The following is a 25,518-nucleotide window of genomic DNA, read 5'->3' on the forward strand; positions in this document are numbered from 1 at the left end:
GCGCCCTGTCCGCGCAGGGACTCCGCACAGCCCTTGCCCACGTCGCCGTAGCCGCACACGACCGCGGTCTTGCCGCCGATCAGGACGTCGGTGGCACGGTTGATACCGTCGATCAGCGAGTGCCGGCAGCCGTACTTGTTGTCGAACTTCGACTTCGTGACGGCGTCGTTGACGTTGATCGCCGGGAACAGCAGAACGCCGTCACGCTGCATCTCGTACAGGCGGTGGACACCGGTCGTGGTCTCCTCGGTCACACCGCGGATCTCGGAGGCGAGCTGGGTCCACTTCTGCGAGCCGTCCGTGATGGTGCGGTGCAGGAGTTCGAGGATGACGCGGTGCTCGTCGGACTCGGCGGTGTCGACCGAGGGGACCTTGCCGTCCTTCTCGTACTCAACGCCCTTGTGGACGAGGAGGGTGGCGTCACCGCCGTCGTCGAGGATCATGTTGGGGCCGCCGGTGGGGCTGTCCGGCCAGGTCAGCGCCTGCTCGGTGCACCACCAGTACTCCTCCAGGGTCTCACCCTTCCAGGCGAAGACCGGGATGCCCTGCGGGTTGTCGGGCGTGCCGTTCGGGCCGACGGCGATGGCGGCGGCCGCGTGGTCCTGGGTGGAGAAGATGTTGCAGGACGCCCAGCGGACCTGCGCGCCCAGGGCGACCAGGGTCTCGATCAGGACGGCGGTCTGCACGGTCATGTGCAGGGAGCCGGTGACGCGGGCGCCGGCCAGCGGCTGGGTCTCGGCGTACTCCTTGCGGATCGACATCAGGCCGGGCATCTCGTGCTCGGCGAGAGTGATCTCCTTGCGGCCGAACGCGGCCAGGGAGAGGTCGGCGACCTTGAAGTCCTGTCGGTTGTCGACAGTCGTCATTGCGAGCTGCTCCTCGGGTTGGGTCGAGGGTGGGTAGGGCTGGTCTGCGCGGCCGCGGACAGGGGTGCCCGAGAAAAGGACACAGGCATGCCCACGTACGCGCAGCGCAGTCCGTCGGAGGCCCTCTCTCCCTCGGACGATCCGTGTGGGACCGCCCGACCGCCATCAGCAGCGACGTCTGGCTCCGTCCCAAGCTACACCGGAGGAGCGGGCCGCCCCCAGTCCGCCTCCGAACAGATCACGCCGTTCGAGGGGGTCAGTGACCGGCGGGGTGGGGGGTCGGGCCGCCCGGGGTGGCTTCCGGGTCGGGGCCCTTGGCGGCCTCCGCCTCGCTGTAGATGTCGGGTTCCAGGTAGATCACGCGGGCGATGGGGACCGCGGTGCGGATGCGGGCCTCGGCGGCGTTGATGGCCCTGGCGACCTCGGCGGCCGTGTCGTCGTGCTGGACGGCGATCTTGGCGGCGACGAGGAGTTCCTCGGGGCCGAGGTGGAGCGTGCGCATGTGGATGATGCCGGTGACGGTGTCGCCGTCGACGATCGCGGCCTCGATCTTCTTGACCTCCTCGACGCCGGCGGCCTCGCCGAGCAGGAGGGACTTGGTCTCGGCGGCCAGGACGAGGGCGATCAGGACGAGCAGGACGCCGATGCAGACCGTGCCGATGCCGTCCCAGACGCCGTCGCCGGTGATCAGGGCGAGGCCGACGCCGAGGAGGGCGAGGACCAGACCGATGAGTGCGCCGAAGTCCTCGAGGAGGACGACCGGCAGTTCGGGGGCCTTGGCGCGGCGGATGAACTGCGACCAGGACAGCTTGCCGCGCAGTTCGTTGGACTCCTTGATGGCCGTCCGGAAGGAGAAGCCCTCGGCGATGATCGCGAAGAGGAGGACGCCCACCGGCCAGTACCAGTGCTCCACCTCGTGCGGGTGGCTGATCTTCTCGTAGCCCTCGTAGATGGCGAACATGCCACCGACGGAGAAGAGGACGATCGAGACGAGGAAGGCGTAGATGTACCGCTCGCGGCCGTAGCCGAAGGGGTGCTGCGGGGTCGCCTCGCGCTGGGCCTTCTTGCCGCCGATGAGCAGCAGGAACTGGTTGCCGGAGTCGGCGAGCGAGTGGACGCCCTCGGCGAGCATCGACGAGGAGCCGCTGAACGCGAACGCCACGAACTTCGATACCGCGATCGCGAGGTTGGCGCCGAGTGCCGCCACGATCGCCCTGGTGCCGCCTGACGCGCTCATGTGTTCGCGGTGTCCCTTCTCGTTCTCGCCGTCGTCCGTCTACGCCGTCCGGGCGTGTACCCGTCCTTGCCGGTACTCGTCTTTGCCCGTGCTTTGCCGGTGGGCCATTCTTGCAGCCCTGTCCGGGAGCGGCTCATCAGGTATCCACACCCCCGGTAGGACAATCAGACCCCGCGAGAGACGCGGACCTCTCAGACGATCACCGTGGCGCGGAACACCGTGCCCGCGCCCCACACCTCCGCCTTCTCACCCGCCGGGACGAACACCGACCGGCCGGGGGCCAGGTCGTACTCGCCGACGCCTACCGCACCGGCCGTGCAGAGCAGGATCTGCGGGGTGGGCAGGGTCAGGTCGTGGGCCGCGGTGCCCTCGGGCAGGACGTACCGGGAGAGCCGGAACTCGTCGATCGGCGTCTCGTAGACCTCCTCGCCGTCCGGGGCCGCCTCGGGACGCAGCACACCGGCGTCGCCCGCCTCGAAGCGGACGACGCGCAGGAGTTCGGGGACGTCGACGTGCTTGGGGGTCAGGCCGCAGCGCAGGACATTGTCGGAGTTGGCCATGATCTCGACGCCGAGGCCGTTGAGGTAGGCGTGCGGGATGCCGGCGCCGAGGAAGAGGGCCTCGCCGGGCTGCAGGCGGACGTGGTTGAGGAGCATCGCGGCGATCACGCCGGGGTCGCCCGGGAAGTGGTGGGCGAGGTCGGCGTAGGGCGCGTGGTCGCCGCCGAGGCGGGTGCAGGCGGCGGCGGTCTCGGCGACCGTGCGGGCCATCTCCTCGCGGTCGGCGGTCAGGATCGCGGTGAGGACCGCGCGCAGGGCCGCTTCCTCGGGATGGGCGCGCAGCAGGTCGACGTACGGCTTGAGGGAGTCGACACCGAGGCCGTCGAGGAGTTCGGCCGTCCGCTCCGGGTCACGGAAGCCGCACAGGCCGTCGAACTCGGTGAGCGCGCAGATCAGTTCGGGCTTGTGGTTGGCGTCCTTGTAGTTGCGTTCCGGGGCGTCGACCGGGATGCCGCGCCGCTCCTCGTCCTCGTACCCCTCCCTGGCCTGCTCGAGGTTGGGGTGCACCTGGAGGGAGAGGGGGGCGCCGGCGGCGAGGATCTTGAGCAGGAAGGGCAGCCGCGGGCCGAACTTGGCCACGGCCTCCTCACCCAGTTCGGCCTTCGGGTCCGCGTCGATGACCTCGACGAGCGTGCCGCGCGCGGTGCGCGAAGGGGCGCCCGGGTGCGCGCCCATCCACATCTCCGCCTGCGGCTCGCCGCTCGGCTCCACCCCGAGCAGCTCCGGGATGGCGGTCGGGGAACCCCAGGCGTAGGGGCGGACGGTGTTGTCGAGGAGGTCCATGACTTCTCTCTGCCGGTTCTCTCTGCGGGCGGGGGCGAACGGGGGTTGCACGGGGGCGCGGGACACGGAGGCACATGGTGCATGGTGCGCCGCACGGGTCGCACGACGGTGTACGGCGGCGTACGACGGCCGTGTTCACCGTGTGTTCCCCTACCGGTTCGCCTTCGGTACGGCCCTCAGGTCGTCCTTCGTGCGGCGGGCCCGGTGTCGGTGTCCACTTCAGGCCCCCGAAGCGAGCGCCAGGTAAACGGCGGCGAAATCCGTGACGGCGATCAGTTCCGCCAGGGTCTCCAGCTCGTCGCCCGCCTCGGGCTCCAGCTCGCTGATGGGGGTGTCGTGACCGAGGGCGAGGTCGCGGGCGGCGGGTGCGGCGGTGAGGCCCCCGATGGGGCGGTCGCGGAGCAGCACCACGCGCGCGTGCAGCGCGGGCGACTCGTCCACGCGGTCGCGGAAGAAGTCGTCGGGGTCGGCGCTGGCGGCGAGCGGGCCCGCGAGCAGGGCGGTGTGGGCGGCCAGGGCTTCGGGGAGTTCGGCGACCAGGGCGGGGCGGCCGGCCAGCTCGGCGAGGGCAGCGGCGAAGCGGCGGCCGGCCGGGCCTGCCGAGTCGCCCTCCGTCCAGACCACCGGGAGCGCGTCGGCGAGTTCCGCGGCGAGGGTCTTGGCCGGGTTGCTGTAGGTCACGATGGCCGGGCCGCAGCGTTCGGCGATGCGGTCGAGGCGGTCGGCGACCTTCTCCAGCGCGTCCGGCGGGGCGGCGAGCAGGCCGATGCGGTCGAGGAGCACGAGCAGCGGGGTGAGCAGCGCCCACAGGACGCCCGGGGAGGAGCCGGCGAGCGGCTCGCCCTGGTCGTACGGGGCCGTCGCCATCGGCATGAACAGGCCGTGGGCGCCGGCCACCGCCTCGGCGAGCGGGGTGTCGGCGGGGGCCACGGCGGCGACCGAGCAGCCGCGTCGGTAGGCCTGGTCGGCGAGGAGGGAGAGGCTGGGTTCGGTGCCGTCCGGGGTGGCGATCAGCAGCAGGTCGACGGAGCCGGCCCAGCCGGGGAGCTCCCAGCGCAGGGCGCCGGCGGCCGGGGCGACGCCGGTGGGGGCCAGGCGGGTGACGGGGCTGCCGGGGCCGGCCAGCGTGCCGAGGAGGTCGGCGGCGTGGGTGGCGGCGACGCCGGGGCCGGCGATCAGGACGGCGCGCGGGCGGCCGTCCGGTTTCAGCTCCTGGACACCGGCCTCGGTGGCGTGCCGGGCGGCCGTACGGACGCGGGCGCCGGCCTCGGCCGCGCCGCGCAGCAGACCTCGGCGGTCGGCCTCGGCGAGGCCCTCCGGGGTGTCGAGCAGCGATTCGTCGAGCATGGAGCGGCCTCCGGTTGCCGGGGTCCTGATGTTTCGCGGTGGTGGAACCTGCTGCTTACGCCGGGCGGCGGGCCTCGTCGACGAGGAGGACGGGGATGCCGTCGCGGACGGGGTACGCCAGGCCGCAGTCCTGGCCGGTGCAGATCAGCTCGGCGTCCTGCTCCTTGAGGGTGGCGTGGCAGGCCGGGCAGGCGAGGATCTCCAGGAGGCCGGCTTCGAGCGGCATGAGGGTTCCCTTCGGGGGTGGATGTTCGCGTGCGGTCAGGTTACCGCCGGTGGGGTGGGTTGGGCTGACCGCCGAGAGCCGGTGACCCCCCGCCGGGGTGACCGCCCAGGGGGCTCCGCCCCCTGGACCCCCGAGACCTTTGCCCACCCACCACCCGACTCGGTCGCTAGAGAAGCGAGGGCGGGGCAAGGCGACTCGACCGGCTGAGAGGCGCCCGGGGCACCGGGCGCCTCGGAGGCCGACGGGTGCCCGGGGCGCGGGGCGGCTCGGATGGTCGGCAGGTCCCCGCGGCGCGAGGCAACTCGGACCACCGAAAGATCCCCGCAGCGCCACGCAACTCGGACCGCCGGCAAGTCCCCGCAGCGCCACGCGGCTCGGACCGCCGGCAAGTCCCCGCAGCGCCACGCGGCTCGGATGGTCGGCAGGTCCCCGTAGCGCCAAGCGACTCGGACCGCCGACGAGTCCGTGCGGCACCAGGCGACTCCAACCGCCGGCAGGTCCCCGCGGCCAGGTAACTCGAATCGCCGACAGGTCCCCGCAGCACCAGACGACTCAAACCGCCGACAGATGTGGCGGGCGAGGAGTCGGGGTCAGGCCCTGATGATCGCCAGTACCTCGTCGCGCACCTTCGTCATCGTCGCCTCGTCCCTTGCCTCCGTGTTCAGGCGGAGCAGTGGTTCCGTGTTGGAGGGGCGGACGTTGAACCACCAGTCGGCGGCGGTGACGGTGAGGCCGTCGAGGTCGTCGAGGGTGACGTCGTCGCGGTCGCCGTAGGCCGCGCGGATCGCGGCGAGGCTGGCCTGCTGGTCGGCGACCGTGGAGTTGATCTCGCCGGAGCCGGTGTAGCGGTCGTACTGGTCGACCAGGGAGGAGAGGGGGGCGGACTGGCCGCCGAGGGCGGCGAGGACGTGCAGGGCCGCCAGCATGCCCGTGTCGGCGTTCCAGAAGTCCTTGAAGTAGTAGTGGGCCGAGTGCTCGCCGCCGAAGATCGCGCCGGACGTCGCCATCTCGGCCTTGATGAAGGAGTGGCCGACGCGCGTGCGAACGGGGGTGCCGCCGTTCTCCCGGACCACCTCGGGGACGGTCCAGGACGTGATCAGGTTGTGGATGACCGTGCCCGTGCCGCCGTTCTTCGCCAGCTCCCGTGCGGCCACCAGGGCCGTGATCGCCGACGGGGAGACCGGCTCACCGCGCTCGTCCACCACGAAGCAGCGGTCCGCGTCGCCGTCGAAGGCCAGACCGAGGTCGGCCGACTCGGCGCGCACGCGCTGCTGGAGATCCACGATGTTGGCGGGGTCGAGCGGGTTGGCCTCGTGGTTCGGGAAGGTGCCGTCCAGCTCGAAGTACATCGGGACCAGGGTCAGCGGCAGGCCCTCGAAGACCGTCGGGACCGTGTGGCCGCCCATGCCGTTGCCCGCGTCGACCACGACCTTCAGCGGGCGGATGGAGGTCAGGTCCACGAGTGAGCGCAGGTAGGCCGCGTAGTCCGACAACGTCTCGCGCGTGGTGACGGTTCCCGGCGTGGCGGCCGGCTCGGGGGCGCCCTCCCGCAACCAGCGCTCGGTCAGCTCCCGGATCTCCGCCAGACCCGTGTCCTGGCCCACCGGCGCGGCTCCCGCGCGGCACATCTTGATGCCGTTGTACTGCGCGGGGTTGTGCGAGGCCGTGAACATCGCGCCGGGCAGGCCGAGGGCGCCCGAGGCGTAGTACAGCTGGTCGGTCGAGCACAGGCCGATTTCGGTGACGTCGACACCCCGGGCCGCCGCACCGCGCCCGAAGGCGCGGGACAGAGCGGGCGAGGAGGGCCGCATGTCGTGGCCGACGACGATCGCGGCAGCACCGGTCACCTGGACGAACGCGGCGCCGAACAGTTCGGCGAGCGTCTCGTCCCACTGATCCGGAACCACTCCGCGCACGTCGTACGCCTTCACGATCTGCGACAGATCAGCAACAGCCACCGGCCAACCCTCCTGGAATACTCTCGGTCGCCCCAAACTACCTGGCCCAGGTGAGGCCCCGACGTCGGATCCCCCAGCGGACACGTCGCGGGCTCCTGGCTGTGATCTGCGGCGATCCGACCCAGTCGAGCGCGGTCGAGCGCGGTCGACTGTGGGCGGCCGTGGTCGAGCGCGGCCCGGCACAGCGCGCCGTGCTCGGATGGAATCAGGTGCGCGCAACGGAACCAGGTGCACACCCGCGACGCGGCCGGCGGTCACGGCCGGATCCGCTCGCCCGCCCCGCCCCGCCCCGGCTCACGGCAGCATCCAACCCAGCACCGGCCCGCTCTGCGCCACCACGATCAGGCACATCACCAGCAGCAGCCCGAGGCTCCACGGCAGCACCCTGCGCAGCAGGTCGCCCTCGCGGCCCGCCAGGCCCACCGCCGCGCAGGCGATCGTGAGGTTCTGCGGGGAGACCATCTTGCCGAGCACACCACCGGAGCTGTTGGCGGCCGCCAGGAGTTCCGGCGAGAGGCCCGACTCGTGGGCGGCGCTCACCTGGAGGGCTCCGAAGAGCGCGTTGGCCGAGGTGTCGGAGCCGGAGACGGCGACGCCGAACCAGCCGAGGACCGGGGAGAGGAAGGCCAGACCCGCGCCTGCCGCCGCCACGAAGTGGCCGATCGTCGCCGCCTGTCCGGAGAGGTTCATGACGTAGGCGAGGGCGAGGACGGACGTCACGGTGAGGATCGCGAACCGCAACTCGCGTACGGTCGCAGCCCATTCCGCGACCGCCACGCGCGCGTGCACGCGCAGGACGGCCGCCGTGGCGATGCCGGCGAACAGGACCAGCGTGCCGCCCGTGGAGACGACCGGCCAGGTGAAGAGATTCCCTCCGACCGGTTCGCCCTTCGGGTTGACGACGTCCAGGAAAGGCCAGTCGTAGACGCGGTTCGCCTTCGCCAGCCAGTCCTTGACCGGCGGGATCTGGGCGATCGAGAAGACCGCGATGATCAGGGCGTACGGGGTGTAGGCGCGCAGGACTTGAGGCCGTTCGTCGCGCTCGTCCAGGTCCGTGCTGCGGGCGCCCGTGAGGACGGCCGCGCGGACCTCCTCGGCCGCGGGCACGCGCGCGTGCGGTACGGCGAGCAGGGCGGCCGCGCCGGCCAGGGCGGCGCAGATGTCGGCGAGTTGGGCGGAGACGTAGTTGGAGACGGCGAACTGGGCGGCGGCGAAGGCGACTCCGCACATCAGGGCCGGCACCCAGGTCTCGCGGAGCCCGCGTACGCCGTCGACCAGGCCGACCAGCACCAGGGGCACCACCAGGGCGAGGAGCGGGGTCTGGCGGCCGACGACGGAGGCGACCGAGTCCAGGGGCAGACCGGTGACCTGAGCCAGCGTCACCACCGGGGTGCCCATCGCGCCGAAGGCCACCGGCGCGGTGTTGGCCACCAGGGAGACGACGGCCGCGCGGACCGGGTCGAAGCCGAGGGCGACGAGCATCACCGAGCAGATCGCGACCGGGGCGCCGAAGCCGGCGAGCGCCTCCAGGAGGGCGCCGAAGCAGAAGGCGACCACGAGGGCCTGGATGCGCGGGTCGTCGGAGAGTCGCCCGAACGAGCGGCGCAGGACGTCGAAGTGGCGGGTGCGGACCGTCATGCGGTACACCCACAGGGCGTTGACGACGATCCACAGGATGGGGAACAGGCCGAACGCGGCGCCTTGGACGGCGCTGGAGAGGGTCTGGTCCAGCGGCATGCGGTAGGCGAGCCTCGCGACGAGTGCGGCGGCGAGAAGGCCGCTCAGTCCCGCCAGGTGAGCCTTCATGCGGACCCCGCCGAGCAGGACCAGGACGATCAGCAGCGGCAGGGCGGCGACGAGGGCGGACAGGCCGAGCGAGTCGGCGACGGGTTCCAGTTCCTGGACGTACACGGGCGCCTCCCCGGATTCCGGCATGCGGAAAGCGATTTCCCGCCGACGGCTACCCGAAATGGTCGTGTCCGCGACAAGCGCGCGTCAATGGGCGTGCACCGCGGAATGCACCCGCGTCACCCGCGTGGAAAGCGATGGCGTGAAAGGGAGGCCCGGGGAGAGCTCAGTTGTCCGGAGACCGCAGCACCCGCAGATGGCCGCGCCGTGCGACCTCCATCGGGTCCGCGCCGCGGCCGCCGCCGCCCGCCCCGGCCGCCCGCTCCTGGGGGCGGGCCGCCTCGCGCACCGCGTTCGCCAGCGCCTCCAGGTCGTCCCCGCTCGGACGCGCGGGAGCGGAGCCGTCGACGAGGCGGACGACCTCCCAGCCGCGCGGGGCGGTGAGGCGCTCGGAGTGCTCGGCGCACAGGTCGTAGCAGTGGGGTTCGGCGTAGGTGGCGAGCGGGCCGAGGACCGCGGTCGAGTCGGCGTAGACGTACGTCAGCGTCGCGACGGCGGGTCGGCCGCAGGCAGTTCGCGAACAGCGACGTACAGGGCTCACGACGTTGGACGGTACCGCACTCTTGAGCGGGCCGCGACGACTCTCCCCCAGGTCACTCCACCGTGTCGTACTGTGAAACGCCCCACACCCCCCTCCCGACACGCCCTTCTGACCTGCACGGAAGGGATCGTCCAGCGGCACGGCCAGCACCTCATGCGGTCACGAGTCGGTACAAACACCGTCAATTGCCTTGAGTTCGCCGGTCTCGTGGAGATACGGAAACGAGCCCAACCTTGGCCGGAATGGTCATCCTGTGACATGCCGTCCCGGGCGGTGTCGGTGCGTGGAGCGGCGCGGCCGGAGCCCGCGAGGACTACGCTTCACCAGTGATGGACAACCGTGTACCGCCCCGTGCCGCCGGCCCCGGGCCTCGTCGACGCGATCGCCACGGTCGGGGCATGCGCGGGCCGATCGCACCGCCTCAGGTGCCGCTGGCCGCGAGCCGCGCCGACGTGTTCGCGGACCTGGTCCAGGACTCCGTGGAGCGCCTGGAGCGGCGCTGGCCGCAGCTCGCCGACATCGATTTTCTGGTGCTCGAAGTGCCCCGGCTCCAGGACCGGCACGGCGAGAGCTGGGGCGACGAGGCGGTGCCGCTGGGCGGCATCATTCCCGCGCGCGAGGGACGCCGGGCACGCGTGGTCGTCTACCGGCGGCCGGTCGAGATCCGCACCAAGGGGCGCGACGAGCGGGCCGCGCTGGTGCACGAGGTCGTCGTGGAGCAGGTCGCCGAGCTGCTCGGCCTCACCCCGGAGACCGTCGATCCCCGGTACGGCGAGGACTGAGCCCCCGGCGACCGCGCGCCGCCTGCCTACTTCTGCAGCACCGCCACGTCCTGGTCCGCCTCCGGTACGGCCACCGTGCCGCGGTCGTCCGGGAGGGTCTGGATCGTGAAGCCCGGGACGCCGCCCTCGGTGGCCGCCAGGGTGCGGGCGCCGTAGACCGGGCCCCCGGAGACCGTCTCCACGGTCAGGGCGTAGGTGCCCTTCAGACCGGACGGGACCGGGGCGTCGACGTTCTGAGTGGTGCCGGACTTGATCGTGAACGTCTTGGACACCGCCGTGCCGCCGCCGCTGCCCGCCGACGCCGTGACCTTGACCTGGGCGGTTCCGGTGGGCGCGGTCAGGGAGAGGGTGGTGCCCTTGCCGCTGTTGTCGGCGGACGTCGCGCGCGTGCCGACCGGTGCGGTCGCCGGGATGTACGCGGTCTCCTGGTTGCCGCCCTTGCCGCGGGTGACGCGCAGCGCGGCCACCACCGGGACGGACTGGTCGGAGGGCGTGAGGATGAGCGAGCCCGCCTCGCCGCGCGTGACGTCGCCGAGGTCGGTCGCGGTGGTCATGCCCGCCTTCACGTGCAGCGTCTCGTTGCCGGCCGGGGTGATCGTGCCGTCCGGGGAGGCGAGGCGCACCTTCAGGTCCGCGTCGCTGTCGCCGGTGGTGAAGGCGATCAGCCGGACGTCGGTGGCGTCCTTGGGGATGCCCGGCAGCACCAGGCTGCCCGCCGGATCGGCGGAGGCGGCCAGCCAGTCGCCGCCGGACTTGTCGTCCAGGGCCTGCACGCTCGCGCCGACCCGGCCGCTGCGCACGCTCACGTGCACGGTCAGGTCGGTCTGGCGCTCGTCGGTGAGCGTGGACAGCAGGACCGGCTCACTGGCGTGCGGCTGGACCGTGATGCCCTCCCCCACCGAGGACTTGAGCTGGCCGTCCTTGCCGTACAGCTCGATGTCGACCACCGCGGCACCGTCGTCGGGGTTGGTGAGGTGCACGTAGTCCGTGCGGCTCGCGGCGGTGCTGGCGCCGGGGAACCAGAAGTCGGTGTCGGCCGCCGTGCAGTTGACCCCCTGGAGGCCGCGCCCGGTGCCCGCGGCGACCTCGGTGGTCTCCTGGACCGTCCAGCCGGGGGCGTACTTGCCCTCGGCGGTACCGACGTAGGCGGGCCCGTCGGCACCGGAGGTGTCGCCGGTGGCCGGTGTGCCGGGCGTCTTGGGGGTGAGGACGGGCTTGGCGGCCTTCTTCTTGCCGCCGCCCGTCCCGTCCGCCGACTGCTCGGTGGCGGCCTGGAGTCCGGCCTTGCCGTCGCTCGTGGTGCCCTTGGTGACGGGTGTGAACGACGTGTACGAGGTGTCCGCGATGTCGGACAGGCTGGGCGCCGGGCACAGCAGCGTGGAGCGCTCCACCGGCAGCTGGGCGGCCGCCTCGGCGGTGTGCGCGGGCGTGGTGGCCGGCGCGTTGAGCTCGGCGAACCCGGTGACCGCCGCGAGGGCCGCCGTACCGGCGAGCAGGGACAGGGTGGTGCGGTTCACTGCTGGCTCCCGTCGTGGTGCTCGCCGCCGGTGCCGTGGTGCTGCTGGGCGGCCGGGTCATAGGCGGGGTCGTAGGCCGGCTCGTAGCCCTGCTGGTACGTCGGGTCGTACGCCGCCTGCCCCTGCTGACCGCCGTAGGCGTACGGGTCGTACTGACCGGTCTGGTAGGGGTCGTAGGTCTGCTGGTCGTAGCCGCCGGTCTGGTACTGGCCGGTGCCGGCGTCGGCGCCCTGGTACTGGTCGGCGTAACCGGTGTCGTAGCCGTCGGCCTGCGGATACGACGCCGGATCCCACTCGTCGTACGACTGCTGGTGCGGGACCGCGGCCGGGGTCTCCTCCTGCGGGGACTGCGGGGACTGCGGAGCCGTCGACGGGAAGTCGGTGTCCTCCGAGGTCTCCTGGGACTCCGGGAACTCCTCCTCCGCCTCCGCCTGGGCGCGCAGGCGGCGGGCGCGGCGGCCCTCGCCCTCGGTGGCCTGGGCGGGGATCGGCTGCTCCTCGGGGAGGTCGTCGTCGACGTCACGGCGGCGGCCGGGCAGGGCGAGGACGACCAGGACGACGGCGAGCGCACCCTGGACCCACAGCCAGACGGTGTGGGTGAACGGGGTGTCGTAGGTGACGTCCAGCTTCCCGCCGGAGGAGGGGAGTTCGAAGCCCTGGGCCCAGCCGTCGACGGTGGTGCGGGTGAGCGGCTTGCCGTCCAGGGTGGCCGTCCAGCCCGGGGAGGCCGAGTCGGCCAGGCGCAGGATGCGGCCGTCGGTGCCGGTCGGGACGGTGGTGTGGATGTCGACGGGTCCGGCGGCCACGGAGGCGGGTGTGCCGGAGCCGTTCGCCGACACGATGGTCGCGCGGGAGACCTGCTGGTCGACGCGCCACAGGGCGCTGCCGTTCTGCTGGCTGAGCCGGGACAGGCCGGGCGTGGCGTCGAGCACGCGCGTGATGTCACGCGGCGCGCCCTTGTGGACCAGGACGTAGCGCACCGCGAACCCGCCGAGTTGGTCGGCCTGGTCGGCGCCGGAGCCGGCGACCAGGTTGGCGACGACCTTGTCGAGCTGGGCGTTCTCGCCGTCGGCGGCGGCCACCTCGGCGTCGCCCATGCGGGCGCCGGAGCCGCGTACCAGCATGTACGTCACGCGCGCGGTGCTGTCGCTGTCGAGGACGAGGGTGCGGACCTGGTCGGTGGTGCTGCTGTCCTCGGCGACGAAGGCGGGCACCTGGGTGGGGTCGCGGCGTTCGACCGGGCCGTCGGCGCCCGCGATCATCCAGCCGGCGGCGAGCAGCAGCGGGCCCGCGGCGGCGGCGAAGGCGATCAGGGCGGCCACCGGCTGGCGCCAGCCGAAGCTCTGCTCGGCGACCCGCGAGCGTGCCCCGTCGGCGCCGAGCGCGGCTGCGGACAGGATCGCGATGCCGTAGACGAGGGTCGCGGGGCCGGCCCAGGTGGACTTGTTGGACAGGACCGCGAAGACCAGGCCGACCAGGGCGACCGCCCAGGCGGTGCGGACCGCCGACTGGCGCTCCGAGCGCAGCAGGGCGGCGAGCGCGGCCAGGACGACGCCGATGAGCAGGAGCCCGTCGACGGTGCCGGGGCCGCCCGGGCTGGCGCCGAGCAGGTCGAGGGCGGAGGCGGCCGAGGAGCCGTACTCAAGGCCGGCCTCCTTGAAGAAGCCGAACGGCAGCAGGGTCAGCGACCAGGGGGCGAGGACCAGCAGTGGGGTGCCGAGCTGGACCAGCAGCCGCAGGCCGGAGGCGACCAGGTCGGAGCGGCGCACGACGAGCACGGCGAGGCCGAGGACCAGGACGATCGGCCAGACGATCGGCGTGAACGCGGTGGTGACGGTCAGCAGCAGCGCGTACGCCCAGGTGGCACGCCAGCTGCCGCGCGCTCCGGAGGAGTTCGCGAGGCCGCTGGCCGCGATGCCGGCGCGGGCGATCAGCGGCAGCAGGATCGCGAGGACGGCGGTGCCGATGCGGCCGCCCGCGAGGGCGCCGGTGGCGGCGGGCAGGAAGGCGTAGGCGATGGCCGCCCAGGCGCGCAGCAGGCGCGAGGTGACCAGCGGGCGGGAGGCGAAGTAGGCGGTGAACCCGGCCAGCGGCACCGAGGCGACCAGCAGCACGGTGACCGCGAGCCCGGTGGAGCCGAACAGCAGAGAGGCGAACGACGCGACGATCGCGAGGTACGGCGGTGCGGCGGGGGTGCCGCCGGCGCCGACCGCGTGCCAGGCGTCCAGGTAGCGCGACCACAGCTCGCTCGCGCTGCCCGGAGCGGGCAGCAGGGCGCCGCCCGCGAGGGCGCCGGAGCCGAGCAGGGCGCGGCAGGCGGCCAGCGAGATCAGCAGCAGCACCAGGAAGAGCACCGGACCCGGTTTGCGGGCGATGCGCTTGAGGCGGGCGAACTGCTCGATCTCCAGGAAGTCGGCGTCGTCGCCGCCGGGACCGGACTCGACCGCGCCGCCGTGCCGGCCGGCCGCGGAGATCTCGTCGTCGGCGCCGAAGAGGTTGCCCGCGACCTGTTCGACGGTGGCCCGGACGGTGGCGCCGGGCGGCGGGAACAGGGGGCGCAGCTCGCCCTTGTCGAGCTGGGAGCGGCCGCGCCTGCGCCGCCCCGCGATGATCCGCTCGGGCCGCAGCAGGGTGCCCAGCAGGCCGCGGATCTCGTCGAGGGCCTGTCCGGGGACCTTGCCGACGAGGTAGGCGACGGTGCGCAGCAGGGTGCCGAGGACCAGGCGGAGCAGGATCCAGGGCAGCACGGCCGTACGGGCGTTGACCAGCAGGGTGTAGATGGCGCCGGCTTTGTCGACCTTGTGCGGGGAGGTGGCGGTGCGGCCGGCGCAGTCGACGGTGCGGCGCTCGCGGGAGGCGGCCTCGGCGTGCCGTACGACGGCCTCCGGGGCGACCAGGACGCGGTGGCCGGCGTTGTGCGCGCGCCAGCACAGGTCGACGTCGTCGCGCATCAGGGGCAGCCGGCGGTCGAAGCCGCCGAGCTCCTCGAAGACGTCGCGGCGGATCAGCATGCCGGCGGTGGAGACGGAGAGCACGGGCCGCACGTGGTCGTGCTGGCCCTGGTCCTGCTCACGGCGGTCCAGGCCGGTCCAGCGGCGGCCGGAGTTGGCGATGGTGACGCCGACCTCCAGGAGCTGCCGGCGGTCGTACCAGCCGCGCAGCTTGGGGCCGACGACCGCCACGTCGTCGCGGCCCAGCTCCATCTCGTTGTCGACGACCCGGAGCAGCTGGGCCAGGGCGTCGGGTTCCGGGGCGCAGTCGTCGTGCAGCAGCCACAGCCACTGGACCGGCTCGCCGTACGGCAGCTCGGGCAGGTCGTAGGCGTCGTCGCGCCACTGGCGGGTGACCGGGTCCCAGCCGCTGGGCCGCTTCAGGTACGGCAGGTCGTCCGGGGTGAGGACGGGCGCGGTGCGGCTCGCCTCCTCGACGGCCTGGCCGAAGCCGGTGCGGCGGGCGAGGTGCAGGACGTTGGCGTCGCCGAGGGACGCGGTGAGCTGCTGGGCGGAGTCGTCCGCGCTGCCGGTGTCGGCCGCGACCGCGTACTGGACGGGGCGCTCCTGGCCGAGCAGCCCGGCGAGCGCGTCGGGCAGCCAGCGGGCGCCGTCGTGGGAGACGAGCACCGCGGTCACCACATGACGCGGAAACTCTGGTGTGGCAGCGGTTGCTTCGGCTGCCGTGTGGCTGTGCACGGACATCGAGGTACGGGCCCCGGTTCGATGGACTGCGGTGGACTCCTGCGCCCGCTGGTGGCGGCGAGGCGTCTCGGACGAGCGCCCACACTATCGGCTGGGCATGTCGACGGCCCGCCGCCTGTGGATAACCCACCGGCGACGGGCCGTTCGCGCAGCTCAGATGTGTGCGTCGGGTGAACGTCCGCTTCGGACGGCAGCCCTCCCGGGTCAGACGGCGGCCTTCTTGAGCCGGCGGCGCTCCCGCTCGGAGAGTCCGCCCCAGATACCGAACCGCTCGTCGTTGGCGAGGGCGTACTCGAGGCACTCGGAGCGCACCTCGCAGGCGAGGCAGACCTTCTTGGCCTCTCTGGTGGAGCCGCCCTTCTCGGGGAAGAAGGACTCGGGGTCGGTCTGGGCGCACAGCGCGCGCTCCTGCCAGCCGAGTTCCTCGTCCGCGTCGTCGACCAGCAGTTGCTGCACCAGCTCGGTCATGTGCGCCCCTCGTCTGTCTTTCACGTCCCCGTGCCCGGCCGTTACCGATTTCGGCTGAACGACACGAGTGAAATTACAAGTGTGCTGCTCCGGGCGAGTCAAGCCGAGATCTGCTATTGGGCCCGTTATTCACTCTGCGGAACCAAGGCCGTGCGGAAAGTGTTCAAATCGGCATAAACCTTGACATGCAGACGAGGCCCCGTCCGAGGCCTCCGACCCCATACAGAGCTTGTACGGAGAAGGACGCCCAGATGTTCGATCGCGTTCCGAAGTGGCTCGCGTGGCCGGTTGTGCGCCATGTGTCCCGGGTGCCGGCTGAACAAACCTTTCGGCAGCCAGGTGAACCGGATGAGGTGAACCGTGTCCCACATACCGGGCGTCGAGTTGACACGGGGGGTGTGAACCGATGTCCTTGTGGGCATGCTCGCGAACTTGGCACTCACCTCGACCCGCACCGCCGGGTCCCACGGTGCTGCCCGCGCTCGCTGTAGCTGTTGCTGTTGCAGCTGTTGAGCCGTGGCGGTCCCGGACCGCTCCCGCTCCGGCTGCAGACCGAGTCCCCCGGACTCGGTCTTCGCATTTCGTTCCCCGCTGACCTTCTTCACTGAGGAACCACCGCACCCCCATGAACAGCGACAACGACCTCCAGATCGCCGGCGACATCCTCGAAGTCACGCACCTGCTGCAGCCCCCGCGCGAGCACCCGGTCACCGTGGCCGAGTTCGTCGGCCTCGCCCGTGCGATCGCCGCCGACCGCGCGCAGTGGGCGCACCTCGTCCAGTACGACGCGACGAGCCGCTGGTACCACCGGCTGCGCACCGGCCCCGGCTACGAGGTGTGGCTGCTGTCCTGGGTGCCCGGCCAGGGCAGCGGACTGCACGACCACGGCCGCTCCTCCGGCGTGCTGACCGTCCTGGAGGGCACGCTCACCGAACGCACCGAGCGCGGCACGCGCGCGCTGGGCGCCGGCGCACAACGGGTGTTCGCGCCGGGGTACGCACACGAGGTCGTGAACGACGCGCTGGAGCCCGCGGTGAGCCTGCACGTCTACTACCCGGGCCTGACCGAGATGCCCATGCACACGGCGGCCGCCGCGGCTTGCGAGGCCCGTCCCGTGACTGCGTGACGCGTTGTCGGACCCGCCTGCAAGACTTGGCGCATGCGCATTGTGGTTCTGGCAGGCGGCATCGGCGGTGCCCGGTTCCTGCGCGGTCTGAAGCAGGCCGTGCCGGACGCCGACGTGACCGTCATCGGTAACACCGGGGACGACATCCACCTCTTCGGGCTGAAGGTCTGCCCGGACCTCGACACGGTGATGTACACGCTCGGTGGCGGCATCGACGAGGAGCAGGGCTGGGGGCGGGCCGACGAGACCTTCCACCTCAAGGAGGAGCTCGCCGCCTACGGGGTGGGGCCGGACTGGTTCGGGCTCGGCGACCGGGACTTCGCGACGCACATCGTGCGCACCCAGATGCTGGGCGCCGGATATCCGCTGAGCGCGGTGACCGAGGCGCTGTGCGACCGCTGGAAGCCGGGCGTGAAGCTGATCCCGATGACCGACGACCGGGTCGAGACCCACGTGGCCGTCGAGCTCGACGGCGAGCGCAGGGCGGTGCACTTCCAGGAGTACTGGGTACGGCTGCGGGCGGGCGTCCCCGCCGAGGCGGTCGTCCCGGTCGGCGCCGAGCAGTCCAAGCCGGCGCCCGGCGTCCTGGAGGCCATCGCCGAGGCGGACGTGATCCTCTTCCCGCCGTCCAACCCGGTGGTCTCCGTCGGCACGATCCTCGCGGTGCCCGGCATCCGGGAGGCCATCGCGGACGCCGGGGTGCCGGTGGTGGGCCTCTCCCCCATCGTCGGGGACGCGCCGGTGCGCGGGATGGCCGACAAGGTGCTCGCGGCGGTGGGCGTGGAGTCGACGGCGGCGGCGGTCGCCGAGCACTACGGCTCCGGGCTGCTGGACGGCTGGCTCGTCGACTCCGTGGACGCGGGCGGCGTCGCGCGCGTGGAGGCGGCCGGCATCCGCTGCCGGGCCGTACCGCTGATGATGACCGACCTGGACGCGGCCGCGCAGATGGCCCGGGAGGCACTGGCGCTGGCCGAGGAGGTGCGCGGGGCATGACCGACGCGATCGACGCGACCGGCACGGCCGACACGACCGATACGACCGACACGACCGACGCGGTGCCCGCGTACCGGGTGTGGGCGCTGCCCGGGATCCCCGAGGTCCAGCAGGGCGACGACCTGGCAAAGCTGATCGCCGCGGCCGAGCCGGGCCTGGCCGACGGGGACGTGGTGATCGTCACGTCCAAGATCGTCTCCAAGGCCGAGGGACGGATCGTCGAGGCCACCGACCGGGAGGCGGCGATCGACGCCGAGACCGTGCGGGTGGTGGCCCGGCGCGGGATCCTGCGGATCGTGGAGAACCGGCAGGGCCTGGTCATGGCGGCGGCCGGGGTGGACGCGTCCAACACCCCCGCCGGGACGGTGCTGTTGCTGCCCGAGGATCCCGACGCCTCGGCCCGTGCCGTCCGCGCGGGCCTGCGGGACGCGCTGGGCGTCAACGTCGGCGTCGTCGTCACGGACACCTTCGGGCGACCCTGGCGCTCGGGGCTCACGGACGTCACCATCGGCGCCGCCGGCGTGGAGGTGCTGGACGATCTGCGCGGGGGCGTGGACGCCCACGGCAATCCGCTGGTCGCTACGGTCGTCGCCACGGCCGACGAACTGGCCGCCGCCGGCGATCTGGTGAAGGGCAAGGCGACAGGGATGCCGGTCGCCGTGGTACGGGGCCTCGCGCATGCCGTGGCGGACACCGACGACGACGGGGACGGCGCGCGGGCGCTGGTCCGGGACGCGGGCAGCGACATGTTCCGGCTCGGGACGTCCGAGGCGGTCCGGGAGGCGGTGACGCTGCGGCGGACGGTGCGGGCGTTCACCGACGACCCCGTCGACCCCGGGGCGGTACGGCGGGCGGTCGCCGCGGCCGTGACCGCGCCGGCGCCGCATCACACGACGCCGTGGCGGTTCGTGCTGCTGGAGTCGGCCGAGGCGCGCGTCCGGCTGCTGGACGCGATGCGCGACGCGTGGATCGCCGACCTGCGCAAGGACGGCAAGTCGGAGGAGTCCATCGCCAAGCGGGTGCGGCGGGGGGACGTGCTGCGGAACGCGCCGTACCTGGTCGTGCCCTGTCTCGTGATGGACGGGTCGCACACGTACGGGGACGCGCGGCGGGACGCGGCCGAGCGGGAGATGTTCGTGGTCGCGGCGGGGGCCGCGGTGCAGAACTTCCTGGTCGCGCTGGCCGGGGAGCAGCTGGGGTCGGCGTGGGTCTCGTCGACGATGTTCTGCCGGGATGTGGTGCGGGAGGTGTTGGAGCTGCCCAAGGGGTGGGATCCGATGGGGGCGGTTGCGGTGGGGAAGGCCGCGGAGGAGCCGCGGGAGAGGGCGCCGAGGGAGGTCGGGGACTTTATCGAGGTGCGGTGAGTTGCTTTGCGCCTTCGGTTCGGGGGGATCGGTTTCGTGGGCGAGTGCGGGTTCGTGGGGGCTGGCGCCCACGCGGCGGAGCCGCATCAGACACAGCCCCGCGCCCCTTATCAGGGGCGCTTGAGGCCTAGGATTCTTTGAGTGGCTGGTCGGTTTGCTCCTAAGCCCACGCGTACGACGGTGCGGGGTGGGCAGGTTGTCGTGCCTGCCGGGGTGCCTCGGCAGGCTGCCGCGCCGGCACGGGTTCGGCTCTGGAAGCCCGACGGAGTTCTTGATCTGGGGCTCGTGCTGGGGCCGCTGCGGCGGGGGCCCGGGGATCCGACCTTTCGGGCCACCCGGGACGGGTCCGTGTGGCGGGCCAGTCTCACCCCTGCCGGGCCGGGGACGCTGCGGGTCGCCGGGTACGGCGGTGAGGTGCGCGGGGAGGCCTGGGGGCCGGGGGCCGAGTGGCTGCTGGAGCAGTTGCCGGAGATGCTCGGTGCGGCCGATGACCCGTCCGTGTTCGTGCCCCGGCACCGGGTCGTGGCGGCGGCCCGGCACCGGCGGCCGGGGTTGCGGCTGACGCGGACCGGGCTGGTGCTGGAGTCGTTGATCCCGTCGGTCCTGGAGCAGAAGGTCACCACCGACGAGGCGTACCGGGCCTGGCGGTTGCTGGTGCGCAGGTTCGGGGAGCGCGCGCCGGGCCCCGCGGGGGTGGGCGAGCGGCCGATGTGGGTGATGCCGGCACCGCGTACCTGGGCGCTGATTCCTTCCTGGGAGTGGCACAAGGCCGGGGTCGACGACAAGCGGGCCTCGACGATCCTGCGGGCGGTGCGGGTCGCCGCGCGGCTGGAGCAGGCCGTGGGGATGGCGGCGGAGGCGGCGCAGGCGCGGCTGGAGGTGGTGCCGGGGGTGGGGCCGTGGACGTCGGCGGAGACCGTGCAGCGCAGTCATGGGGCGGCCGATGCGGTGACGGTCGGGGACCTGCACCTGCCGGGGATCGTCGGGTTTGCGCTGGCCGGGGACCGGCATGCCGACGACGAGGTGATGCTGCGGCTGCTTGAGCCTTATGCGGGGCAGCGGCATCGGGCGGCTCGGTTGATTCTGCTGAGTGGGCATACGCCGGCGAGGAGGGCGCCGCGGATGCCGCGGGGGGATATCGGCCGGTTGTGAGCGGGTGGGGGCGGGGGGACGCTTACCGGCGCTTGCAGGGTGCCTCCCCCAGAGGGGGGGACCCCCAGCGCCCACCCGTGCCGCCCTGCGGCACGCCTGCCCGCAGCTGGGTAGCTGTGAAGCGCCCCGTAAGGGGCGCGGGGGACTGCGTGATCAGCCCCCACGCGCCCGCGGTCAGCCCGCCACCGCCACCACCCCTACTGGTCCGAGGAGAACCGCACCGCCCCCGCCGGGATCATCGCGTCGCACCACACCCTCGCGCCGTCCCGCAGTTCGTTGTCGGCGCCGATGACCGCGCCGTCGCCGATCACCGTGCCGGTGAGGACCGAGCGTTCGCCGACGCGGGCGCGGTTGCCGATGAGGGAGTCGGTGATGACGGCGCCGGGTTCGATCACGGCGCCCGGGAGGATCGTCGAGCCGAAGACCCGCGCGCCCTCCGCCACGAACGCGCCCTCGCCCACCACCGTGCCGCCCGTCAGCTTCGCGTCCGCCGCGACCCGGGCGGTGGGGAGGATGAGGCGGTCGCCGCAGCGGCCGGGGACCGCCGGGGACGGGGCGCGGCCCAGGACGAGGTCCGCCGAGCCGCGGACGAAGGCCGCGGGCGTGCCGAGGTCGAGCCAGTACGTGGAGTCGACCATGCCCTGGAGGTGGGCGCCGGCCGCGAGGAGTTCCGGGAAGGTCTCCCGCTCCACCGACACCGGGCGGCCCGCCGGGATCGTGTCGATGACCGAGCGGCGGAAGACGTACGCCCCCGCGTTGATCTGGTCGGTGACGATCTCCTCGGGCGTCTGCGGCTTCTCCAGGAAGGCGAGGACGCGGCCCGTCCCGTCGGTGGGGACGAGGCCGTACGCGCGCGGGTCCGTCACCTTCGTGAGGTGGAGAGAGACGTCCGCGGACGTCGACTCGTGCGTGGCCACCAGGGCGCGGATGTCCAGCCCGGTCAGGATGTCGCCGTTGAAGATCAGGACCGGGTCGTCGGGGCCGGAGTGCAGCCGGGGGGCCACGTTGCGGATCGCGCCGCCGGTGCCGAGGGGCTCCTCCTCGGTGACGTACTCGATGTGCAGGCCGAGCGCCGCGCCGTCGCCGAAGTACGGTTCGAAGACCTCCGCCAGGTAGCTCGTCGCGAGGACGATGTGCTCCACGCCCGCCGCTCTGGCTCTGGCCAGCTGGTGCGTCAGGAACGGCACGCCGGCCGCCGGGACCATCGGCTTGGGCGTGTGGACCGTGAGCGGGCGCAGCCGGGTGCCTTTGCCGCCGACCAGGAGGATCGCTTCTGTCACCTGTCGTCTCTGCTTCCTGCCGGGACCGGCCGAACTCTCTGTCGGCCGGCCAGTGTATGCAGACCGTGCGACGGCGCCCTCGACGGCCGCGCGGTGCCACGCGGCATGGGTGTGCGGTTTTCCCCCGACTGCCCCCGACGGCGTTGACCGCCGGCCCCGTACTCAGCGTCCCTGAAGGTGCGCGGAGCTGGTCCGGGCCGAGCCGAGCTTGGCGTAGAGCTTGGCGCCTGGGCATTCGGTGGCGTACCCGTCCCTGTGGCCGGAGATCACGTTCAGTCGTACGTTCTTCCCCTTTGGGTAGAGATTGCCACCCCCGGACTTCAGATATGTCTTTCCCTTCGGATTGGCCCCGAAGAGCCCGAGTTTCCAGGCGGTGAGCTTGGCGACGGCGGTCACGGCGGCCGCGGGCGGCTTGTGGGAGCCGAATGTGCCGATCACCGCGATACCCATGCTGTTGTTGTTGAACCCGAGGGTGTGGGCGCCCCTGACGGCCTTCGCCGCTCCCCCGGCGCGGCCCTCGTAGATGGCTCCGCACTTGTCGACGAGGAAGTTGTAGCCGATGTCCCGCCAGCCCATGCTCACCACGTGGTAGCGGTAGATACTGCGGATGACGGACGGGGCCTCGGAGCAGCGGTAACCGTTGCCGGATGCGGTGTGGTGGACGAAGGCCGCCTTGACCTTCCCCGTGTAGACGAACCCCTTCTCGCGCAGCGACTCGTCGGCGCCCCAGCCGCGGCGGGTGACGATCCTCGGGCGCGGTCCGATGTACGGCTTGGCGAGCGGGGCGGCGGCGGCGTTCAGCTCGCGGAATTCGCGTTCGGTGTCCTCCCGGCTCAGCGCGGGGATCTCGGTGGCGGCGAAGGACACGAGGTCGGCGTTGACCGTGGCCGCCGAGTCGGCCTCGGTGTCGGTGCGCGGACTGTCGGCGGGCGGGCCCTCGGACGGGGCCTCGTCGCCGGGGTCGACGAGTTCGAGGCGCAGGCCGGCCGGGAGCAGGTCGCGTCCGATGCCGGGGCCGGGGCCGGCTTCGGTGCGCACGCGTACGTCCACTCCGTCCGAGTCGCCCACCCACAGGGGCGCGGTGGCGCCGTGCGCCCGGCCGGCGGAGGCCTCCGCCGTGTCCGGGTCGGCGCCGTGGTCGGCGTTGTGCGTGTCGACGTCCTGCCAGCCCGACCAGTGGCCGGTGGCGGCGGACCGGGTGCGTACCTGGACCCGGCCGTGCAGTTCGGTTCGGGGGTCGTCCCAGCTGACACCGAGGAGCGAGAAGTGCCGTACGTCGGTGCTGTACGCGCCCTGTTCGGGGGCCTGCCCGAGGACGCGCTCGCGGGTGCGGGGGGTGAGGGGCAGCGACTGGGTGCTGCCGGAGAGGGCCGTCGTGGCGGGGCGGGCGGTGGTCGTGGCCCGGTCCGCGGGTGCGGCGGCCGCGGACGGCACGTTCAGCACGGCCGGCGGGAGAGTGAGGGCCGCCGCGCAGGTGACGCCGATCGAGCAAGTCAGGAATCCACGCATGCCCCTGATATTGAACATAGTAAGACAAACGTGTCCATTGGGGAATTGACGGTCCGTCGGGGCCCGCTACGCCGAACCGGTGGCCCCGCCGGCCGGTGCGGGCACCGGGCTCGGCGTACGCTTGCGCGGGTGAACGCCACCGATCGCACCCCTGCCGACCTGCTGCGTTCCGCGCTCGCCGCGGATCCCGGACGCCCCCTGGTGACCTTCTACGACGACGCGACGGGCGAGCGCGTCGAATTGTCCGTGGCCACCTTCGCCAATTGGGTGGCGAAGACGGCGAATCTGTTGCAGACCGATCTTGCGGCGGGGCCGGGTGACCGGGTCGCTCTGCTGCTGCCGGCGCACTGGCAGACGGCGGTGTGGTTGCTGGCCTGTTCGTCGGTGGGCGTGATCGCCGACGTGGCCGGGGAGCCGGCGGCGGCCGACGTGGTCGTCAGCGGGCCGGACGCGCTGGAGGCGGCGCGGGCGTGCCGGGGCGAACGGGTCGCTCTCGCGCTGCGGCCGCTGGGTGGGCGGTTTCCGCGGACGCCGGAGGGGTTCGTCGACTACGCCGTCGAGGTGCCGAGTCAGGGGGACCGGTTCGTGCCGTTCTCGCCGGTGGATCCGGAGGAGCCCGCGCTGATCGTCGCGGGGGCGGAGATGAGCGGCGCCGAGGTCGTGGAGCGGGCGCTCGGGGACGCGGCGGGGCTGGATCTGACCGGGCCGGGGTCGCGGTTGCTGTCGGGGCTGGGGTACGACACGTGGGAGGGGCTGAGCGCGGGGTTGTACGCGCCGCTCGCGGTCGGGGGGTCGGTGGTGCTGTGCCGGCATCTGGATGAGCTGGGTGAGGAAGGGGTCGCGAAGCGGATCGAGAGTGAGCGGGTTACTGCTTCCGCTCGCTGAGGTCGCTTTTCGGCTGCGGGCCGGTGGGGGCCGTTCGCGCCCACGCGGCGGAGCCGCAAATCGACACAGTCCCGCGCCCCCAAGAAGGTGGGACCAGTCACCCGCGTGGACTAGTTACCGCCGCCTGCACCCTCCACCCCGGGCACTGTTGAGGAGTGACCGACGTCGTAGGGGCATCCGCCACCGGGTACGGGCTTGCCCGGCGGCGGCGTCGGCGTTGGGTGCGGGGGGCGGCCCTGGGGGTCGGTGTGGTTCTCTTCGGGGCCGTCGGCGGCGGCTGGGCCCTGTACGCCAAGCTCAGTCACAACATCACCGCCGACGAGGCGGCCGAGGCCGAGCTCGCCCGGTACGAGCGGGAGCGGCCCACCGCGCTGGTGCGGGGCGCGCAGAACATCCTCCTCATCGGGTCGGACACCCGCGCCGGGGACGGCAACGGCCGCTACGGCAAGGACTCGGGCACCGAACGCTCCGACACGGCCATCCTGCTGCATCTCGCCCGCGACCGGCGCAGCGCCACCGCCGTCTCGCTGCCCCGGGACCTGATGGTGCACGTGCCCGGCTGTCTGCGCGGCGACGGGCGGCGCAGCGAGCCCTCGTTCACGCTGTTCAACTCGGCCTTCGAGGTGGGGGGTTCGGCCTGCACCATCCGTACCGTCGAGAAGCTCACGGACATCCGGATCGATCATCACGTCGTCGTCGACTTCAGCGGGTTCAAGGACATGGTCGACGCGATCGACGGGGTGCAGGTGTGCCTGAAGAAGCCGATCGACGACAAGGCGGCGAAGCTGCGGCTGCCCGCCGGGCGGGTCACCCTCGACGGGGAGCAGGCGCTGGGGTACGTACGGGTGCGCAAGTCGCTCGGGGACGGCAGCGACACCGGGCGGATGGACCGCCAGCAGCAGTTTCTGGGGGCGCTCGTCAACAAGGTGCAGAGCAGTGACGTACTGCTGAATCCGGCGAAGCTCTACCCGCTGCTGGACGCGGCGACCTCCGCGCTCACCACCGATCCGGAACTGGCCAGTCTGCGGGGGCTGTACCAGCTGGTTCGCGGGCTGCGGGACATCCCCACCGACCAGGTGCAGTTCCTCACCGTGCCGCGGGAGCCGTACGTGTACGACTCCAACCGGGACCAGCTGGTGGCGGGCAGGGCGGACGCGCTGTTCGCGCTGCTGCGGGCCGACCGGCCGGTGAAGGTCGTCAAGAAGAGCGCCTCCTCCGCCGCGGACTCCTCGGCGTCCGCGTTTCGCGGTAACACCGCCGCCGAGGACAGTTGCGCGTAAAGCACGTGCCAAGGCGGCGAACTTCCGTGCCGTTCGTTGTC

20 protein-coding genes are annotated in these 25,518 nt (G+C 72.6%); 7 read left to right on the forward strand and 13 right to left on the reverse strand.

Going from position 1 to position 25,518, the window contains the following annotated elements:
• The 8 genes from ABT137_RS40220 to ABT137_RS40255 form a co-directional block, all read right to left on the reverse strand.
• Positions 1 to 866: adenosylhomocysteinase (locus tag ABT137_RS40220; RefSeq protein WP_351716778.1), on the reverse strand; the 866-nt coding region annotated here is incomplete at its 3' end.
• Between the two features lie 256 nt (positions 867 to 1,122).
• Entirely contained in the window at positions 1,123 to 2,103 is a 981-nt protein-coding gene (locus ABT137_RS40225) for a cation diffusion facilitator family transporter (RefSeq protein ID WP_351716780.1), read from the reverse strand.
• 191 nt (positions 2,104 to 2,294) lie between these two features.
• Positions 2,295 to 3,446, reverse strand: coding sequence for a mannose-6-phosphate isomerase, class I (gene manA, locus ABT137_RS40230; protein ID WP_351716782.1), 1,152 nt, complete (start codon positions 3,444 to 3,446; stop codon positions 2,295 to 2,297).
• 219 nt (positions 3,447 to 3,665) lie between these two features.
• Positions 3,666 to 4,793 (reverse strand): SIS domain-containing protein, encoded by a 1,128-nt coding sequence (locus tag ABT137_RS40235; RefSeq protein WP_351716784.1) that lies wholly within the window; start codon positions 4,791 to 4,793, stop codon positions 3,666 to 3,668.
• 55 nt (positions 4,794 to 4,848) lie between these two features.
• A complete protein-coding gene (locus ABT137_RS40240; RefSeq protein ID WP_293993735.1) occupies positions 4,849 to 5,019 on the reverse strand; it encodes a Trm112 family protein in 171 nt (56 codons plus the stop codon).
• Between the two features lie 590 nt (positions 5,020 to 5,609).
• Positions 5,610 to 6,977, reverse strand: a complete 1,368-nt coding sequence (locus tag ABT137_RS40245; protein ID WP_351716786.1) for a phosphomannomutase/phosphoglucomutase — start codon at positions 6,975 to 6,977, stop codon at positions 5,610 to 5,612.
• 294 nt (positions 6,978 to 7,271) lie between these two features.
• Complete coding sequence (locus ABT137_RS40250) at positions 7,272 to 8,888, reverse strand: L-lactate permease (RefSeq protein WP_351716896.1); 1,617 nt, start codon at positions 8,886 to 8,888, stop codon at positions 7,272 to 7,274.
• A gap of 163 nt (positions 8,889 to 9,051) precedes the next feature.
• A complete protein-coding gene (locus ABT137_RS40255; protein ID WP_351716897.1) occupies positions 9,052 to 9,477 on the reverse strand; it encodes a DUF3499 domain-containing protein in 426 nt (141 codons plus the stop codon).
• Between the two features lie 278 nt (positions 9,478 to 9,755).
• Here ABT137_RS40255 and ABT137_RS40260 point away from each other — a divergent pair, with 278 nt between their 5' ends.
• Positions 9,756 to 10,208 (forward strand): metallopeptidase family protein, encoded by a 453-nt coding sequence (locus ABT137_RS40260; RefSeq protein WP_351716899.1) that lies wholly within the window; start codon positions 9,756 to 9,758, stop codon positions 10,206 to 10,208.
• A gap of 26 nt (positions 10,209 to 10,234) precedes the next feature.
• Here the strand turns inward: ABT137_RS40260 and ABT137_RS40265 are convergent, their stop codons facing one another.
• The 3 genes from ABT137_RS40265 to ABT137_RS40275 form a co-directional block, all read right to left on the reverse strand.
• A complete protein-coding gene (locus tag ABT137_RS40265) occupies positions 10,235 to 11,725 on the reverse strand; it encodes a DUF5719 family protein (protein WP_351716788.1) in 1,491 nt (496 codons plus the stop codon).
• The gene (locus tag ABT137_RS40270) at positions 11,722 to 15,420 is read right to left on the reverse strand and encodes a glycosyltransferase (RefSeq protein ID WP_351716790.1); all 3,699 of its coding nucleotides are present in this window, start codon (positions 15,418 to 15,420) and stop codon (positions 11,722 to 11,724) included. The genes ABT137_RS40265 and ABT137_RS40270 overlap by 4 nt, the downstream gene beginning before the upstream one ends.
• A 204-nt stretch (positions 15,421 to 15,624) precedes the next feature.
• Positions 15,625 to 15,888 (reverse strand): WhiB family transcriptional regulator, encoded by a 264-nt coding sequence (locus ABT137_RS40275; protein ID WP_003975777.1) that lies wholly within the window; start codon positions 15,886 to 15,888, stop codon positions 15,625 to 15,627.
• A 625-nt stretch (positions 15,889 to 16,513) separates the two neighbouring features.
• Here ABT137_RS40275 and ABT137_RS40280 point away from each other — a divergent pair.
• From ABT137_RS40280 to ABT137_RS40295, 4 genes are all read left to right on the forward strand, one after another.
• Complete coding sequence (locus ABT137_RS40280) at positions 16,514 to 17,014, forward strand: cysteine dioxygenase (protein ID WP_351716792.1); 501 nt, start codon at positions 16,514 to 16,516, stop codon at positions 17,012 to 17,014.
• A 33-nt stretch (positions 17,015 to 17,047) separates the two neighbouring features.
• Entirely contained in the window at positions 17,048 to 18,007 is a 960-nt protein-coding gene (cofD, locus tag ABT137_RS40285) for a 2-phospho-L-lactate transferase (RefSeq protein ID WP_351716794.1), read from the forward strand.
• Complete coding sequence (locus ABT137_RS40290) at positions 18,004 to 19,371, forward strand: coenzyme F420-0:L-glutamate ligase (protein ID WP_351716795.1); 1,368 nt, start codon at positions 18,004 to 18,006, stop codon at positions 19,369 to 19,371. The genes cofD and ABT137_RS40290 overlap by 4 nt, the downstream gene beginning before the upstream one ends.
• 141 nt (positions 19,372 to 19,512) lie before the next feature.
• A complete protein-coding gene (locus tag ABT137_RS40295; RefSeq protein ID WP_351716797.1) occupies positions 19,513 to 20,523 on the forward strand; it encodes a DNA-3-methyladenine glycosylase family protein in 1,011 nt (336 codons plus the stop codon).
• 197 nt (positions 20,524 to 20,720) lie between these two features.
• Here ABT137_RS40295 and manB read toward each other — a convergent pair whose 3' ends face one another.
• A complete protein-coding gene (gene manB, locus ABT137_RS40300) occupies positions 20,721 to 21,803 on the reverse strand; it encodes a mannose-1-phosphate guanylyltransferase (protein WP_351716799.1) in 1,083 nt (360 codons plus the stop codon).
• A gap of 162 nt (positions 21,804 to 21,965) precedes the next feature.
• Positions 21,966 to 23,330: a peptidoglycan recognition protein family protein gene (locus ABT137_RS40305; RefSeq protein WP_351716800.1), complete on the reverse strand. Its 1,365-nt coding sequence runs from the start codon at positions 23,328 to 23,330 to the stop codon at positions 21,966 to 21,968.
• A 111-nt stretch (positions 23,331 to 23,441) separates the two neighbouring features.
• Between ABT137_RS40305 and ABT137_RS40310 the strand changes: the two genes are divergently transcribed.
• Together ABT137_RS40310 and ABT137_RS40315 are read left to right on the forward strand one after the other, a co-directional pair.
• Positions 23,442 to 24,197, forward strand: a complete 756-nt coding sequence (locus ABT137_RS40310; protein ID WP_351716802.1) for a TIGR03089 family protein — start codon at positions 23,442 to 23,444, stop codon at positions 24,195 to 24,197.
• A gap of 155 nt (positions 24,198 to 24,352) precedes the next feature.
• On the forward strand, positions 24,353 to 25,477 hold the full coding sequence (locus ABT137_RS40315; RefSeq protein WP_351716804.1) for an LCP family protein: 1,125 nt from the start codon (positions 24,353 to 24,355) through the stop codon (positions 25,475 to 25,477).
• Positions 25,478 to 25,518: the final 41 nt, after the last annotated feature.

Origin of the sequence: Streptomyces sp. NPDC001980, assembly GCF_040296885.1 — a bacterium.
GTDB lineage: Bacteria > Actinomycetota > Actinomycetes > Streptomycetales > Streptomycetaceae > Streptomyces.